The organism is Acidimicrobiia bacterium (assembly GCA_041394025.1).
Lineage (GTDB): Bacteria > Actinomycetota > Acidimicrobiia > IMCC26256 > JAOSJL01 > JAOSJL01.
Genome location: JAWKJA010000002.1, coordinates 1,121,613 through 1,136,191, shown reverse-complemented (window position 1 = coordinate 1,136,191; position 14,579 = coordinate 1,121,613). Strand labels below are relative to the sequence as shown.

13 protein-coding genes are annotated in these 14,579 nt (G+C 68.6%); all 13 read left to right on the top strand.

The genetic code is table 11. From position 1 onward, the window contains the following. Window positions 1–6 precede the first annotated feature (6 nt). The 13 genes from truB to R3A49_05180 all read left to right on the top strand — a co-directional run bounded on the left by truB (window position 7) and on the right by R3A49_05180 (window position 14,552). On the top strand, window positions 7–882 hold the full coding sequence (truB, locus tag R3A49_05240; protein MEZ5170137.1) for a tRNA pseudouridine(55) synthase TruB: 876 nt from the start codon (window positions 7–9) through the stop codon (window positions 880–882). Window positions 883–888: 6 nt separating this feature from the next. Next, on the top strand, window positions 889–1,890 hold the full coding sequence (locus R3A49_05235) for a bifunctional riboflavin kinase/FAD synthetase (protein MEZ5170136.1): 1,002 nt from the start codon (window positions 889–891) through the stop codon (window positions 1,888–1,890). A 69-nt stretch (window positions 1,891–1,959) separates the two neighbouring features. After that, on the top strand, window positions 1,960–2,208 hold the full coding sequence (gene rpsO / locus R3A49_05230; protein MEZ5170135.1) for a 30S ribosomal protein S15: 249 nt from the start codon (window positions 1,960–1,962) through the stop codon (window positions 2,206–2,208). A 146-nt stretch (window positions 2,209–2,354) separates the two neighbouring features. Next, entirely contained in the window at window positions 2,355–4,832 is a 2,478-nt protein-coding gene (locus R3A49_05225) for a polyribonucleotide nucleotidyltransferase (GenBank protein MEZ5170134.1), read from the top strand. After that, window positions 4,829–6,094: a pitrilysin family protein gene (locus R3A49_05220; GenBank protein MEZ5170133.1), complete on the top strand. Its 1,266-nt coding sequence runs from the start codon at window positions 4,829–4,831 to the stop codon at window positions 6,092–6,094. The genes R3A49_05225 and R3A49_05220 overlap by 4 nt, the downstream gene beginning before the upstream one ends. A gap of 65 nt (window positions 6,095–6,159) precedes the next feature. Further along, complete coding sequence (gene dapB, locus R3A49_05215) at window positions 6,160–6,948, top strand: 4-hydroxy-tetrahydrodipicolinate reductase (protein MEZ5170132.1); 789 nt, start codon at window positions 6,160–6,162, stop codon at window positions 6,946–6,948. Between the two features lie 46 nt (window positions 6,949–6,994). Further along, entirely contained in the window at window positions 6,995–7,780 is a 786-nt protein-coding gene (locus R3A49_05210) for an ABC transporter ATP-binding protein (GenBank protein MEZ5170131.1), read from the top strand. Then, a complete protein-coding gene (locus R3A49_05205; GenBank protein ID MEZ5170130.1) occupies window positions 7,768–8,589 on the top strand; it encodes an ABC transporter ATP-binding protein in 822 nt (273 codons plus the stop codon). Before R3A49_05210 ends, R3A49_05205 begins: the two co-directional genes overlap by 13 nt. 11 nt (window positions 8,590–8,600) lie before the next feature. Next, the gene (locus R3A49_05200; protein ID MEZ5170129.1) at window positions 8,601–10,418 is read left to right on the top strand and encodes an AMP-binding protein; all 1,818 of its coding nucleotides are present in this window, start codon (window positions 8,601–8,603) and stop codon (window positions 10,416–10,418) included. After that, the gene (locus R3A49_05195; protein ID MEZ5170128.1) at window positions 10,415–11,314 is read left to right on the top strand and encodes a branched-chain amino acid ABC transporter permease; all 900 of its coding nucleotides are present in this window, start codon (window positions 10,415–10,417) and stop codon (window positions 11,312–11,314) included. The genes R3A49_05200 and R3A49_05195 overlap by 4 nt, the downstream gene beginning before the upstream one ends. Next, window positions 11,311–12,429 (top strand): branched-chain amino acid ABC transporter permease, encoded by a 1,119-nt coding sequence (locus tag R3A49_05190; protein MEZ5170127.1) that lies wholly within the window; start codon window positions 11,311–11,313, stop codon window positions 12,427–12,429. Before R3A49_05195 ends, R3A49_05190 begins: the two co-directional genes overlap by 4 nt. A 91-nt stretch (window positions 12,430–12,520) precedes the next feature. After that, window positions 12,521–13,807 (top strand): ABC transporter substrate-binding protein, encoded by a 1,287-nt coding sequence (locus R3A49_05185; protein ID MEZ5170126.1) that lies wholly within the window; start codon window positions 12,521–12,523, stop codon window positions 13,805–13,807. A gap of 133 nt (window positions 13,808–13,940) precedes the next feature. Next, window positions 13,941–14,552, top strand: a complete 612-nt coding sequence (locus tag R3A49_05180; GenBank protein ID MEZ5170125.1) for a TetR/AcrR family transcriptional regulator — start codon at window positions 13,941–13,943, stop codon at window positions 14,550–14,552. Window positions 14,553–14,579: the final 27 nt, after the last annotated feature.

Genomic DNA, 14,579 nt, shown 5'->3' with positions numbered 1-14,579 from the left:
GGCGCGGTGCTCGACGGACTCCTGGTTGTCGACAAGCCGGCCGGGTTCACGTCACACGACGTCGTGGCCAGGATCCGTCGGATCGTCGCCCAGAAGAAGGTGGGGCACGCCGGGACCCTCGATCCCGACGCCACGGGCGTGCTCCTCGTCGGGTTGGGGCGGGTCACGCGACTGCTCCGGTTCCTGCAGGCCGAGTCGAAGGAGTACCGCGGGACGGTCGTGTTCGGGACCGCCACCGACACCCTCGACGCCTCGGGACGTGTCGTCGCCCGCCGGGAGATGACGATCGACCGCGAAGAGATCGGGCGTGCAGTGGAGGCGCTCACCGGCGACATCGAACAGGTTCCACCCATGGTGTCGGCCGTCCAGGTCGGCGGCCGACGTCTCCACGCGATCGCCCGGGAGGGTCGTGAGGTCGATCGGCCCGCCCGGCCCGTCACGGTCCACCGCTTCGACATCGTGGATCTCGATCCCGGTCCTCCTCCGGTCGCCGACATCGAGGTCGAGTGCGGGAGCGGGACCTACGTCCGGTCCCTGGCCGCCGATCTCGGCGCGGCGCTCGGAGGCCCTGCCCACCTCGGCTCACTGCGGCGAACGCGCGTCGGCGAGTTCACGCTCGACGACGCCGTCACCCTCGACACCATCGCAGCCGACCCGCGGGCGTCGCTCCGACCGCCGGTGGACGCGCTCCGCCACCTTCCCCGTGTCGTGGTCGATGCAGACGGTGCCGCCCACGTCGCCGTCGGGCGTCCACTCGCCGTGGGTGAGTGGCAGGGCACTCCGGGCGACGGTCCGGTGGCGGTGCTCGATGATTGCGGGTTGCTCATCGCCGTCTACGACGTCGAGGGTGACACACTGCGACCGAGCGTCGTCCTGAAGTAGGAGATCATGGACATCACCCACGGGAGCCCCATCGACGGCGATCGGGGCTCGGCTGTCACCATCGGAGCCTACGACGGTGTGCACAGGGGCCACCGCGCCCTGTTGCGGCTCCTCCGGGAGCTCGCCGACGCCCGGGGGCTGAACGCGGCGCTGGTGACCTTCGACAAGCATCCGGCGCAGGTCGTGCGTCCCGAGTCGGCACCCAAACTCCTCACGTCGCTACCCCAGAAGCTGGAACTGCTCGACGCCACGGGACTGCTCGACGTGTGTCGTCTCCTGCGCTTCGACGAGCAGCGGCGGCACGAATCGGCGGAGGATTTCGTGCGCGAGGTCCTCGTGGGTGAGCTTCGCGCGCGCCTCGTCGTCGTGGGTGCGGACTTCCACTTCGGGCACCGCCGGGCAGGCAATGTGGCGCTGCTCGAGCGCATGGGTGCCGACCTCGGATTCGAGGTCGTCGGGCTCGGCCTCGTGTCTCCCGCCACCGACGGGAGTGCTGCGTCGGAGTGGGATGCATCGGACCATGAGGCGTACTCGTCCACGAGGATCCGCGGACTTCTCGCCGACGGCGACGTTGCGGGGGCCGCCCGCCTCCTCGGTCGGCCCCACGAGGTGCGGGGAACGGTGGAGACCGGCGACCGGCGCGGTCGCGATCTGGGATTCCCGACGGCCAACATCGCGGTCCCCGACGAGATCGCCATGCCCGCCGACGGGATCTACGCCGGAACCCTCGTCAGCGCAGGCGACGAGCGTCCCGCCGCGCTGAGCCTCGGGCACCGCCCGACCTTCCACGACGACCAGCGGCACTCCCTGCTCGAGGCCCACGTCCTCGACTTCGACGGCGACCTCTACGGCCGGTCGGTGGCGGTGTGCTTCGTCGAGCGGATCCGGGGTGAGGAGAAGTTCGACACCGTCGACGACCTCGTCGTGCGCATCCGCCGCGATGTCGCCGAAACCCGCCGGATTCTCGGGGAGGCCCGGGAGTCGGGGAGCCCCGATTCCCCGTGGTAGCCTGCCCGGGCCGCGGGGACATCCCGTGGCCCCCGCGATCCAAGGAAAAACGGAGTCACCGAGTCGCGCATGTCCGACACCATCGCTCAGCATCGACTGCACGAGACCGACACGGGGTCCCCCGAGGTCCAGATCGCGCTCCTCACGGAGCGGATCGACCACCTCACCGGGCACCTCAAGGTCCACCCGAAGGACCATCACTCGCGCCGCGGGCTGTTGATGCTGGTGGGGCGCCGCCGTCGTCTCCTCAACTACCTGAGGGACACCGACATCGAGCGCTACCGGTCACTGATCGCGAAGCTGGGTCTCCGCCACTAGCGGGAAACGGGGGGAAGCGAGGGTCGCGTCCCCCCTTCATGTCCGGGAGTGCCGCTGGTTGTCAGTGGTCATCAGCCGGGGCGCGTCGCCCCGGACGCTGACCACTGGGAATCACGGCGCTCCTCACCAACGAGAGGAGACGTCCCATGGCGGACGCAATCCGTGTATCGGGCCCGATCAACGACGACGGCCTCACGATGACCCTGGAGACCGGCAAGCTCGCCGCTCTCGCCGACGGCGCGGTCTACGTGCAGGTCGGTGACACGACGCTGCTGTCGACGGTCGCCACCAGCAAGCCCCGCGAGGGGATCGATTTCTTCCCCCTCACCGTCGACGTGGAGGAGCGGATGTACGCCGCGGGGAAGATCCCCGGCTCCTTCTTTCGACGGGAGGGCCGACCGGGCGAGCAGGCGATCCTCACCTGCCGGCTCACCGACAGGCCGCTACGGCCGTCGTTCCCCAAGGAGTTCCGCAACGAGACCCAGGTCATCGCCACGATCCTCGGTGCCGACCAGGAGAACCCCCACGACGTGGCCTCCATCAACGGTGCCTCGGCGGCCCTCACGGTCTCGGGAATCCCCTTCGACGGCCCGATCGGAGCCGTTCGCATGGCGCACCTCGACGGGGAGTGGATCGCCCACCCCACCTACCAGCAGGGCGACGAGTCGACCTTCGAGATCGTCGTGGCCGGCCGGCGCACCGACGCCGGTGAGATCGCCATCATGATGGTGGAGGCCGGCGGGACGGAGGCCTCCTGGAAGCTCTACGAGGAAGGCGCCCCGAAGGTCACCGAAGAGGTGATCGCCGACGGTCTCGAGGAGTCCAAGCAGTGGATCGAGGCCTCCATCGACCTCCAGGCCGAGCTGCGCGAGCGGGTCATCGCCGAGCGCGGCCCCATCCCCGAGGTCGCCTGGGAGAAGTTCACCGACTACGACGATGAGGTCTTCGACGCCGTGCGCGACGAGGCCGAGAACGACACCCGTACGGCCATGGCGATCGCCGACAAGGCCGAACGCGAGGGCCGCGTCGACGAGATCAAGGACGGTCTCGTGGAGCGCCTCGCGGGCGAGGGAGCACCGTTCGACGGTCGGGCCAAGGAGGTGAAGGCGGCGTTCCGCACACTCCAGAAGAACGTGGTGCGCTCGCGCATCGTCGCCGAGGGCGTGCGCATCGACGGCCGCGGGACAACCGACATCCGGCCGCTGTCGGCCGAGGTGGGAGTGATCCCGACGGCGCACGGTACGGGCCTCTTCCAACGCGGAGAGACCCAGGTCCTCACCGTCACGACACTGGGCATGCCCCGCATGGAGCAGATGGTCGACAGCATCGGTATCGACGACCGCAAGCGCTACATGCACCACTACAACTTCCCGCCGTTCTCCACAGGTGAGACCGGCCGCGTGGGCTCGCCCAAGCGTCGGGAGATCGGGCACGGCGCGCTCGCCGAGCGTGCTCTCGTGCCCGTGGTCCCACCGGTCGACGAGTGGCCGTATGCGCTTCGTCTCGTCTCCGACGTCCTGTCGTCCAACGGATCCACGTCGATGGCGTCGGTGTGCGGCTCGTCGCTGTCGATGATGGACGCCGGGGTACCTCTCAAGGCCCCTGTCGCCGGTATCGCCATGGGTCTCGTGCACGCCGACGGCGAGTACACGACGCTCACCGACATCCTCGGTGCGGAGGACGCGTTCGGTGACATGGACTTCAAGGTGGCCGGCACGAGCGAGTTCGTGACGGCGCTCCAGCTCGACACGAAGATCGACGGGCTTCCCACGGACGTTCTCATCGGGGCGTTGCGTCAGGCCAAGGAAGCGCGTCTTCGGATCCTCGACGTCATGAACGATGCGATCCCGACCCACCGGGACGACGTGCGCACGACCGCTCCGAAGATCATCAGCTTCGAGATCCCGATGGACAAGATCGGTGAGGTGATCGGGCCCAAGGGCAAGGTGATCAACACGATCCAGCAGGAGACGGGAGCCGATGTCGCGGTCGACGACGACGGCATGGTCGGCACCGTGTCGATCGGCTCGAACGACAACGAGGCCGTCGACGAGGCCCGCCGGCGGATCGAGCTGATCCTCGACCCGCCGACGGCCGAGCTCGGCGGTGAGTACGACGGCAAGGTCGTCAACATCACCAAGTTCGGCGCTTTCGTGAACATCCTCCCGGGCCGCGACGGCCTGCTGCACATCTCCAAGATCGGTGGCGGCCGTCGCATCGACCGCGTGGAGGATGTCCTCGATCTGGGCGACGACGTCAAGGTCGTCGTCGACGACATCGACAACCAGGGCAAGATCTCCCTGTCCATCGCCGGTGAGGACGGCGGCGGCGGTGGTGACGAGGACCGCGACCGTGACCGTGACAGGGACCGGGACCGTGGCCGTGACAGGGGTCGCGACCGCGACCGCGACCGTGACCGGGACCGCGACAGGGACCGTGACAGGGACCGTGGCCGGGACCGTGACGAGGATGCCGGGCGCGGCGGGGACGGTGGCACCGAGAGCGTCTCCTTCAGCGACGCGTGGGAGAAGGAGGCCTCCGAGGAGTTCGGCGACCTCGGCCCCACCGACCCGGGCCGCTCGGGTGGCGGTGGGCGACGGGGCGGTCGGCGGCGTCGCCGGTGATCGAGCGCAGCACGCTCGAATCGGGCGTCCGCGTCGTCACCGAGAGAATCCCGACGCTTCGCTCGGTCGCTCTCGGGGTCTGGGTCGGCACCGGCTCGCGCGACGAGCCCGACGATCTGGCGGGCGCCAGTCACTTCCTCGAGCACATGCTGTTCAAGGGCACGGCGCGCTGGAGTGCCCGCGGCATCGCCGAGGCGGTCGAGGCGGTCGGTGGCGACATGAACGCCTTCACGACCCACGAGTACACGGCGTTCTACATCCGCGTCCCCGACGAGGCGGCGGATCTGGCGGCCGACATCCTGGCCGACATCATCCGTGAGCCCTCCTTCCGCCCCGACGAGGTGGAGTCGGAGCGCCAGGTGATACTCGAGGAGATCCGGATGCGCGACGACGCGCCCGACGATGTCGTCCACGAGACGTTCGGCGCCACGATCTTCCCGCAGCATCCCATCGGACGCGAGATCATCGGCAGCCACGGGACGGTCGGTGACATGACCCGCGATGCCATCGCCGACTACCACCGGTCGCACTACCGGGCCCACAACCTCGTGGTGGCGGCCGCCGGGAACCTCGATCACGCCCGGATCATCGAGCGCCTCGGTGAGGCGCTCGTCGACGGCGCCGACGGAGGTTCGGGGGAGCGCCCCGCGCGGCCGCGTCCGGAGTTGGCCCCACCGCGGCCGCTCGCCGTCGAGGAGCGACCCACGGAGCAGGCCCACCTGGTCCTCGGGGTCCGGTCGCTTCCCCGCGACGACCCGGGTCGCTGGGCACTCGGGGTCCTCAACCAGGTCCTCGGGGGCGGCATGGCCTCGCGTCTGTTCCAGGAGGTACGCGAGGAGCGCGGCCTCGCCTACTCCGTCTACTCCTACCGTGCGGCCTTCGAGGAGGTCGGGGCGCTGGGGATCTACGTCGGCACAGGCCCCGAGCGCATGAACGAGGCTCTCGACGTGGTCGACGCCCAGATCGCGCGCCTGCGCGCCGAGGGTGGTGTCAGCGACGAGGAGCTGACCGCCGCCAAGGGGCACCTGATCGGGTCCACCGCGCTGTCGCTCGAGACGGCGGCGAGCCGCATGCACCGGATCGGCACCGCCGAGCTCACGCTGCGCGAGGTCCTGAGTGTCGACGAGGTGGTGGCGAAGATGAGGGCCGTAGCCGCCGACGACGTCGCCTCGGTCGTCGACCGGCTCTTCGCCGACCTCCACACGGTGCTGGCCGCCGTGGGCCCGTTCGACGAGTCGGCCCTCGTGGAGCGGGTCGCCTAGCGGGTTCTCCCTCAGCGCGTGCCCGCAACCCCCGGTAGTCTGTGGCCTTCCGAGGGGAGCGCGTGATGCGGGTGGGCGTGTTCGGCGCCGGTGGGCGCATGGGGACGACGGTGTGTCGCGCCGTGATCGAGGCGCCCGACATGGACCTGGCGGCTGTCGTCGATCCCCACCACGCCGGTATCGACCTCCGTCAACTCGGTGTGCCGGGAACGGGGCTCCAGATGGGCGCCGGCCCCGACGCCATGGCCGAGGCCGATGTCGACGTGTGCGTCGACTTCACGGTGCTCGACGCCGCCCGCAGAAACCTCGACTGGTGCGCGCGAAACGGTGTCCACGCCGTCGTCGGCACGACGGGCTTCACGACCTCGGAGCTCGAGACGCTCTCCGAGGCGTTCGACGCGTCGAGCGCCAACGCCGTCGTGGCCCCGAACTTCGCCATCGGTGCCGTCCTCATGATGCACTTCGCCGAGATCGCGGCGCCCTACTTCGAGACCGCCGAGGTGATCGAGCTCCACCACGACACCAAGGTCGACGCCCCCTCGGGAACAGCGATGCTCACGGCAGAGAGGATCGCCCAGGCCTCCAAGGACTGGAACGACGACCCCACAGAGGAACTGGTCGTCGACGGCGCCCGCGGCGCCGAGGGTCCCGGCGGGATCCGCGTCCACTCGGTCCGCCTCCAGGGGCTCGTGGCGCACCAGGAGGTCCTTCTCGGGACCACCGGCCAGACCCTGAGCCTGCGCCACGACACGACCGACCGCACCTCGTTCATGCCCGGTGTCGTCCTGGCGCTGCACGCCGTTGCCGACCGTCCGGGCCTCACGGTCGGCCTCGACACGCTGCTCGGACTCTGACGCCCTGTTACATTCCGGGTCCTTGAGCACCGACGGCGGGGCACCGATTCTGGCGGTCGACGACCTGCGCGTCGTCTACAACGACGTCATCTCCGTGCTGCGAGGCGTCACGCTCACTGTCCCGCAGGGCGAGATCGTGGCGCTCCTCGGCGCCAACGGAGCGGGCAAGACGACGACGCTGCGCGCCATCAGCGGCCTCCTCGACCACCACGGCGGCAAGATCTCGGGTGGCGACGTCCTCTTTCGCGGTGAGTCGGTGCAGCGGCGGAACCCGGCGGCCATCGTACGGTCGGGGATGGCCCAGGTCATGGAAGGCCGCCGGATCTTCTCGGAGCTCACCGTCGACGAGAACCTGAGAGCCGGCGGGTTCACGCGCCGGGGCTCTGCGGTCACCGAGACCCACACGCGGATCATGGACCTGTTTCCGGTGCTGTCGGAGCGCCGGAAGTCGGTGGCCGGCTACCTCTCGGGTGGTGAGCAGCAGATGCTGGCGATGGGCCGTGGCCTCATGGCAGACCCGGAGCTGCTCCTGCTCGACGAGCCGTCGCTCGGCCTCGCCCCGCTGATCGTGCAGCAGATCCGTGACCTGGTCGTGGAGATCAACAGGTCGGGCACGAGCGTTCTGCTCGTGGAGCAGAACGCGACGATGGCGCTGTCGATCGCCCACCACGGCTACATCCTCGAGAACGGCGGGATCGTGCGTGACGGGCCCGGGCCCGAGCTCCTGGAGGACGAGAGCATCCGCGAGTTCTACCTGGGGGTGGGCGACACCGGGCGCCGGTCCTTCCGCGACGTGAAGAGCTACCGACGGCGGAAGCAGTGGAGCGCATGACCGCCACGCACGACGCACGGGGGAGCCTCGAGATCGACGCGAGCAGCCCGAGGCTGTGCGTCGGTGGCGTGACCCTGCGCTTCGGTGGCCTGACCGCGCTCGACAACGTGAGTTTCGATGTCTACGCGGGCGAGCTCTTCGCCATCATCGGCCCCAACGGCGCCGGCAAGACATCGATCTTCAACTGTCTCAACCAGGTCTACCGGCCCCAGGAGGGCGACATCCGTCTCGACGGTGAGCAGCTCATGGGACTGAAGCCCACCCGCACCGCCGAGCTCGGCATGGCGCGCACGTTCCAGAACCTCGGCTTGTTCGTGAACCTCAACGTCGTCGAGAACCTCATGCTCGGACGTCATCACCTGATGAGCACAGGATTCATCGCCGGGATGCTGTGGGTGGGCAAGGCCAAGCGTGAGGAGGTCGAGAACCGCCGGCGGGTGGAGGAGATCATCGACCTGCTCGAGCTCCAGCAGTACCGGTACCAGCCCGTCGGGATGCTGCCGTACGGCATCCAGAAGCGGATCGAGCTCGGGCGGGCGCTGGCCATGGAGCCGAGGGTCCTCCTTCTCGACGAGCCGGTGGCGGGCATGAACCTCGAGGAGACCGAGGACATGGCGCGCTACATCCTCGAGATCCGCAACGAGCTCGGCGTCACGCAGATCATGGTGGAGCACGACATGCACCTGGTCATGGACATCGCGGATCGCGTCATGGCGATCGACTTCGGGCAGGTGATCGCCACCGGCCTCCCCGAGGAGATCCAGAGCAACGAGGCGGTCATCGAGGCGTATCTGGGGCAGGGGTCGTGAGCAGCCCGAGCGTGGCGCCCGCTCCCCCCGCTGCCGGTGCCGGCGAGGTCACGCTGCCCGGGCTCCTGCTCCAGCGCGTGGACGCGTCGCCCACGGGTGTGGCGATGCGCCAGAAGGAGCTCGGCATCTGGCGGGAGATCTCCTGGTCCGAATACGCCGACCGCGCGGCCGACATCGGGCTCGGGCTCGTCGAGCTGGGCGTGCGCGCGGGTGAGCGGGTCGCCATCCAGTCGTCGAACCGCTACGAGTGGTTGCTGACTGACGCCGCCGTGCAGGGAATCGGAGCCGTGTCCGTCGGGCTCTACCCGTCGAGCCCATCGGCGCAGGTCGAGGCACTCCTGCGTCACTCCGAGTCGATGGTCCTGATCGCCGAGAACGAGGAGCAGCTCGACAAGGTGCTCGAGGCCCGGGGCAGTCTGGCCAACCTGGAGAAGGTCGTCGTCATCGACACGCGCGGCATTCGCCAGCTCACCGATCCGATGGTGGTGAGCCTTCACGAGTTGGAGGCCACAGGTCGCCAGCGTGGCCGCCAGGAGTGGGCTGAACGTGTCCGGGCTCTCGATCCGGACGACACCGCCGCGATCGTCTACACGACCGGGGCCACCGGTGTGCCCAAGGGAGCGATGTTGACGCACCGCAACCTGAGTACTGCGGGGGCGACGACCGCTGAGGCATTCGGGGCCCATCCGAGCGATGACCTCTACTCGTATCTGCCGATGTCCCACGCGGTGGAGCGGGTCTGCTCGTCGGCGGCGGGGCTCCAGGCCGGCTGCACCGTCAACTTCGGCGAGGGTGCGCAGTCGTTCGCGATCGACATCGCCGAGGTGCAGCCCACGATCTTCCTCGGAGTTCCCGGTGTGTGGGAGCAGATGGCAACCGGCGTCGAGGCCCGGATGGCCGAGAGTGGCAGGATCCAGAGATGGGCCTACAACGTCTGGACGAAGAGCGGTGCCAGGTCGGCGCCGCGTCGTCAGAAGGGTGGCGGTCCCGGCCTGAAGGGACGGCTCGGGAGCCTCGAGATCAACCGGAGCCTCCGCAAGAAGCTGGGGCTGCAACGCGCCCGTGTCGCCGTGTCGACGGCTGCTCCCGTCGCCCCGGAGGCCGTCGAGTTCTTCTGGTCGATCGGCGTTCCGGTGCGCGAGGGCTACGGCATCACCGAGTTCACGGGTCTTGCTACCCTCAACCCTGCCGACGACGTGCGCGTGGGCACGGTCGGGGTGCCGTTGCGCGGCGTCGAAGCCGACATTCGCTCCGACGGTGAGATCGCACTCCGCGGACCGACGGTCTTCAAGGGCTACTTCCGCGACCGCGGAACTACTCCGGTCGTCGATTCCGACGGGTGGCTGCTCACCGGCGACCTCGGTGAGGTCGACGACGGCTACCTGGCCATCACGGGTCGCAAGAAGTCGCTGATCCTCACAGCGGGCGGGTCGAACGTGTCGCCGGCCGCCCTGGAGCGACGACTCGTGGCGTCACCCTTCATCGCCCGGGCGCTCGTCGTCGACTGCGACGATCGCCTCGGCGCTCTCATCCAGGTGGAGCCCGCCACGGTCGCTCCCTGGGCCCGGGAGCGCGACCTCGTCGTGAAGGGCTTCGCCGACCTGATCGCTCTCCCCGAGGTGCGGGAGATGATCGACGAGGTCGTGGCCGATGTCAATGGCGAGGTGTCCGACGTCGAGCAGCTTGCCCGCTTCGAGCTCCTCACCCGGCAACTCGACGAGGCCGACGGTCATCTCACGGCCATCGGCGAGATCCGCCGCGACGTCGTGACCGAGGCGTTCGCCGACGAGATCGCCGCCCTACGGAGCGGAAGTGGGGAGAGCCCATGACCAAGTTCCTGCAACTGTTGGTCGGCGGAGTGGCCCTGGGGTCGATCTACGCACTGATCACCCTGGGCTTCGTCGTCATCTACCGGGCGAGCGGGCTCATCAACTTCGCCCAGGGGAGCTTCGCGATCCTCGGCGGGTACTTCGTGTTCAACCTCCACGTCACCTGGGGGCTCGACTTCTGGCTCTCGTTCGTCCTGGCCATCATCGGTGTCGCCCTCGTGGGGGCTGTCATCGAGCGGGTGATCCTGCGCTACATGATCGGCAAGCCGGTCTACGCGCTCATCATGATCACGATCGGCCTGTTCATCATGATCCAGCAGATCGTGGCCACCGTCTGGCCCGACCAGACCAATCCGATCGACTCGCCGTGGGGACAGGACACGTGGCAGATCGGCGACGTCACGATCCTCGTGCGTGAGGTCTGGACCATCGGGTTCGCCCTCGTGGCCTTCGTGGCGTTCTTCCTGTTCTTCCGCTACACCAAGTACGGCGTCGGCATGCGCGCTGTCGCCCTCGACCAGGAGGCGGCGTCCGCCCAGGGCATCAGCGTGAGCCGGATCCTGGCGTTGTCGTGGGTGATCTCGGCGGCTGTCGCCGCGGTGGCGGGAATCATGCTGGCGGCGAGCCCGAACGGCGCCAACCAGACGATCAGCCTCGTGGCGCTCACGGCCTTTCCCGCGCTGATCCTCGGCGGCCTCGAATCTCCCGGCGGAGCCGTGATCGGCGGTCTCACGATCGGGATCGCACAGGTGATGACCGCCGGCTACCTGACACCCGACAGCTTCCCCGTCCTCGGTCAGGGCTTCGACCAGGTCATGCCGTACATCGTCATGGTCGTCGTGCTCATGGTGCGGCCCTACGGGCTCTTCGGCACCAAGCAGGTGCAGCGCGTATGAGTCTGCTTCGGCGCGGTCGGCCCGCCTCCATGAAGACGAGCTACGCCGACGACCTCCGCCTCTTCCCCACGGCCTGGAAGCGCGTCGGGCTCGTTCTGCTCCTCGCGGTGGTCGTGCTCGTCCCGCTCTACATGAAGGACCAGTTCTGGCTCAACCTGTTCGTGCTCGCCGGGATCTTCGCCACCGCCGCGATCGGCCTCAACCTCCTCACGGGCTACGCCGGCCAGGTGTCACTCGGCACCGCCTTCTTCATCGGGCTCGGTAGCTACACGGTCGTGTGGTTCGCCGACCCCACCCGCTGGGGCTGGCCGTTGTGGGCGTGGCTCCCCATGGCGGCATTCATCGGTGCCGGCGTCGGGGCCCTCGTCGGCCCGTTCGCGTTGCGCCTGCGGGGCCAGTACCTCGTTGTCGTCACGCTCGGTCTCGTCATCGTCGGTCAGTACCTGTTCAGGAATGCCGAGTTCATCACGGGCGGCAACAACGCCACGGTGACCGAGACCGACAAGATCGTGGCGATCGGCCCGGTCAACTTCGCCGATCTGGAGATCTTCGGCTTCGTGTTCAAGCGCGAAGCCGGATTCGTGTACCTGGTCTGGATTGTTGCCCTCATCGCCGCGCTGATCGCCAAGAACCTCGTCCGGACCCGTCCCGGCCGCGCCATGCAGGCGATCCGCGACCGCGACATCGCCGCCGAGGTCGTCGGCGTCAGTCTTGCCCGCTACAAGATCGGGGCGTTCGCCGTGTCGGGGGCGATGGCGGCGGTGGCCGGCGGTCTCCTGGCGTCGTACAACCGCTTCGTCGATCCCAACACCTTCGACATCTTCCTGTCGATCCAGTTCCTCGCCATCATCATCATCGGCGGGGTCGGCACGATCTACGGCGCCGTGCTGGGAGCGGTGGCGCTCCAGGCGATCCCCGAGCTGATCACGCGCTTCGCCGACTCGATCCCGTTCGTCACGAACAGCTCCACGGAGTCGGGGATCACGACCTCCGCCCTCTCGTCGGCCATCTACGGCGTGCTCATCATCGTGTTCCTCATGCTGTTCCCGAGGGGGCTGGCGGGCCTGTGGCAGAAGGTCAAGGCGTACTTCCAGCGCTGGCCCTACCGGTCCTGACGCCGCCGGGCCCCGCGTCGGGTCTACGGTGGCGCCGCCAACTAGTGTTCCGCCCGTACACGATCGTGTGGGGAAGCTCAGGGGGAGCGACATGACGACCAGAAGACCTGTCCGGTGGATCGCGGTGCTGTGCACGCTGATGCTGGTGCTGGTGGCCTGCGCCTCGAGCGAGGACTCGGGCGACGACGGCGACGACGGCGGGAGCGACGAGAAGCCCGCCACGCTCCAGAGCGACGTCGGGTTCTCGGGCGACGAGAACGGCGGGACCATCACCCTGGGGATCCTGACCCCCCAGACCACGGCCTTCGCCGCGCTGGGTGAGCAGGTCACGAACGGCAACAAGCTCTACTGGGACGCTCTCAACGCCGAAGGCGGGATCGCGGGCAAGTACCAGGTCGAGCTCGTCGAGGCCGACACCGAGTACGCCGGCGAGAAGGCCCGTAGCGAGTACCAGCGCATCAAGGGTGACGTCGCGATGTTCGGCCAGGTTCTCGGCACCGAGGTCACGAACAACCTCCTGCCCCTGATGGAGGACGACGAGTACGCGGGTGCCCCCGCCACGCTCGATGCCGAGTGGGTCACCATGCCCAACCTGGCTCCGGTGCTGGCCCCGTACCAGATCGAGATCATCAACGGTGCGGCCTACTACGGCGACACCGAGGGCTTCGACGGCAAGAACGCCTGCGTCATCAAGCAGGACGACTCCTACGGCGACGCCGGTCAGGAGGGCGCCGACTTCGCCGCCACCGAGCTCGGGTTCGACATCAAGACCAGTGCCTCGTTTGCCACGGGCGACGACATGACCGCGCAGATCCAGCAGCTCCAGGACAACGAGTGCGACGTCGTGTTCCAGGCGTCCACGCTCATCGACTCGCCGTCGATCTGGGGCCGTGCCGAGGCCGTGGGCTTCACGCCGCGGTGGATCGGGCTCGGGCCTGCATGGTCGTCGTCGTTCGCCGAAGGCGACCTGGCGAGCTACATCAAGGACAACGTCTGGATCGTCGCCGAGGACGGCGCCAGCCTCGATGAGAGCATCCCGGGTGTGAAGCAGATGCTCGACCAGCGCGACCAGTTCGCGCCCGATACGGCGATCAACCTGTTCAGCCTCTTCGGCTACGTGTCGGCGTGGGGGACGGCGCAGATCCTCGAGAAGGCGTTCGACAACAACGACGTCACGCCTGCCGGGATCGTGAAGGCGATCAACGAGGAGCAGACGCTCACGTTCGACGGCGCGGCCGGCGACTACGAGTACGGCCCCGACCGCAGCCCACCCCGGGTGAACGCGATCTTCACAGCGGCTGACAGCTCCGAGGACACGGGCCTCGCTGTCGTGGAGCTGACGGTGGAGTCGGACGCGGCGAAGAACTACAGCTTCTAGCTGCTCGAACCGCCTTCGGCGGTAGGCCGCTGATCCTCGCCTTCGGCTGACCGCTCGAACCGCCTTCGGCGGTAGGCCGAGAAGTGACGAGGCCCCCTTCGGGGGGTCTCGCCGCGTCGGTACGCTTCCGGCCGTGGGGTCGAACCGGGATGTACGCGAGCGGGTGCTCGAGGGCACGTTCACGACGGTGGCGCGCCTCGGTATGGCCAAGACCACGGTGGAGGCCGTGGCCACGACGTCGGGGGTCTCGCGGGCCACGGTCTACCGTCATTTCCCCGGGGGCCGGGAGCAGCTCCTCTCCGAGACCGTGTCGTGGGAGATGGGCCGGTTCTTCCTCCGGCTCATGGAGGCCGTCGAGGGCGCCGCCGACTTCGTGACCCTCGTCGAGGACGGGGTCGTGTTCGCCCACCGGTCGATCACCGGGCACGAGGTGCTCCAGAAGATGCTGATCACCGAGCCGGAGCGGCTCCTCCCGCTCCTCACGACGCAGAGTCACCAGACGCTCGAGTGGATCCGCGGCTATCTCCGATCCTTCGTGCAGGCCGAGGACGACGCCGGCCACCTGCGGCCCGGTGTCGACGTCGACGGGGCCGTCGACTACGTCGCCCGGATGATCCTGAGCCTCATCGTCTCGCCCGGCCGGTGGAACCTCGACGACCGTGGTGATGTGGAGCTCCTCGTGCGCAGCGAGCTGCTGGGAGGCGTGATGCGGGAGGAGTGCCTCCCCGCCCGCCCGACCGGGTAGCACACCCTCGGCTTCGGCTGCGGTCAC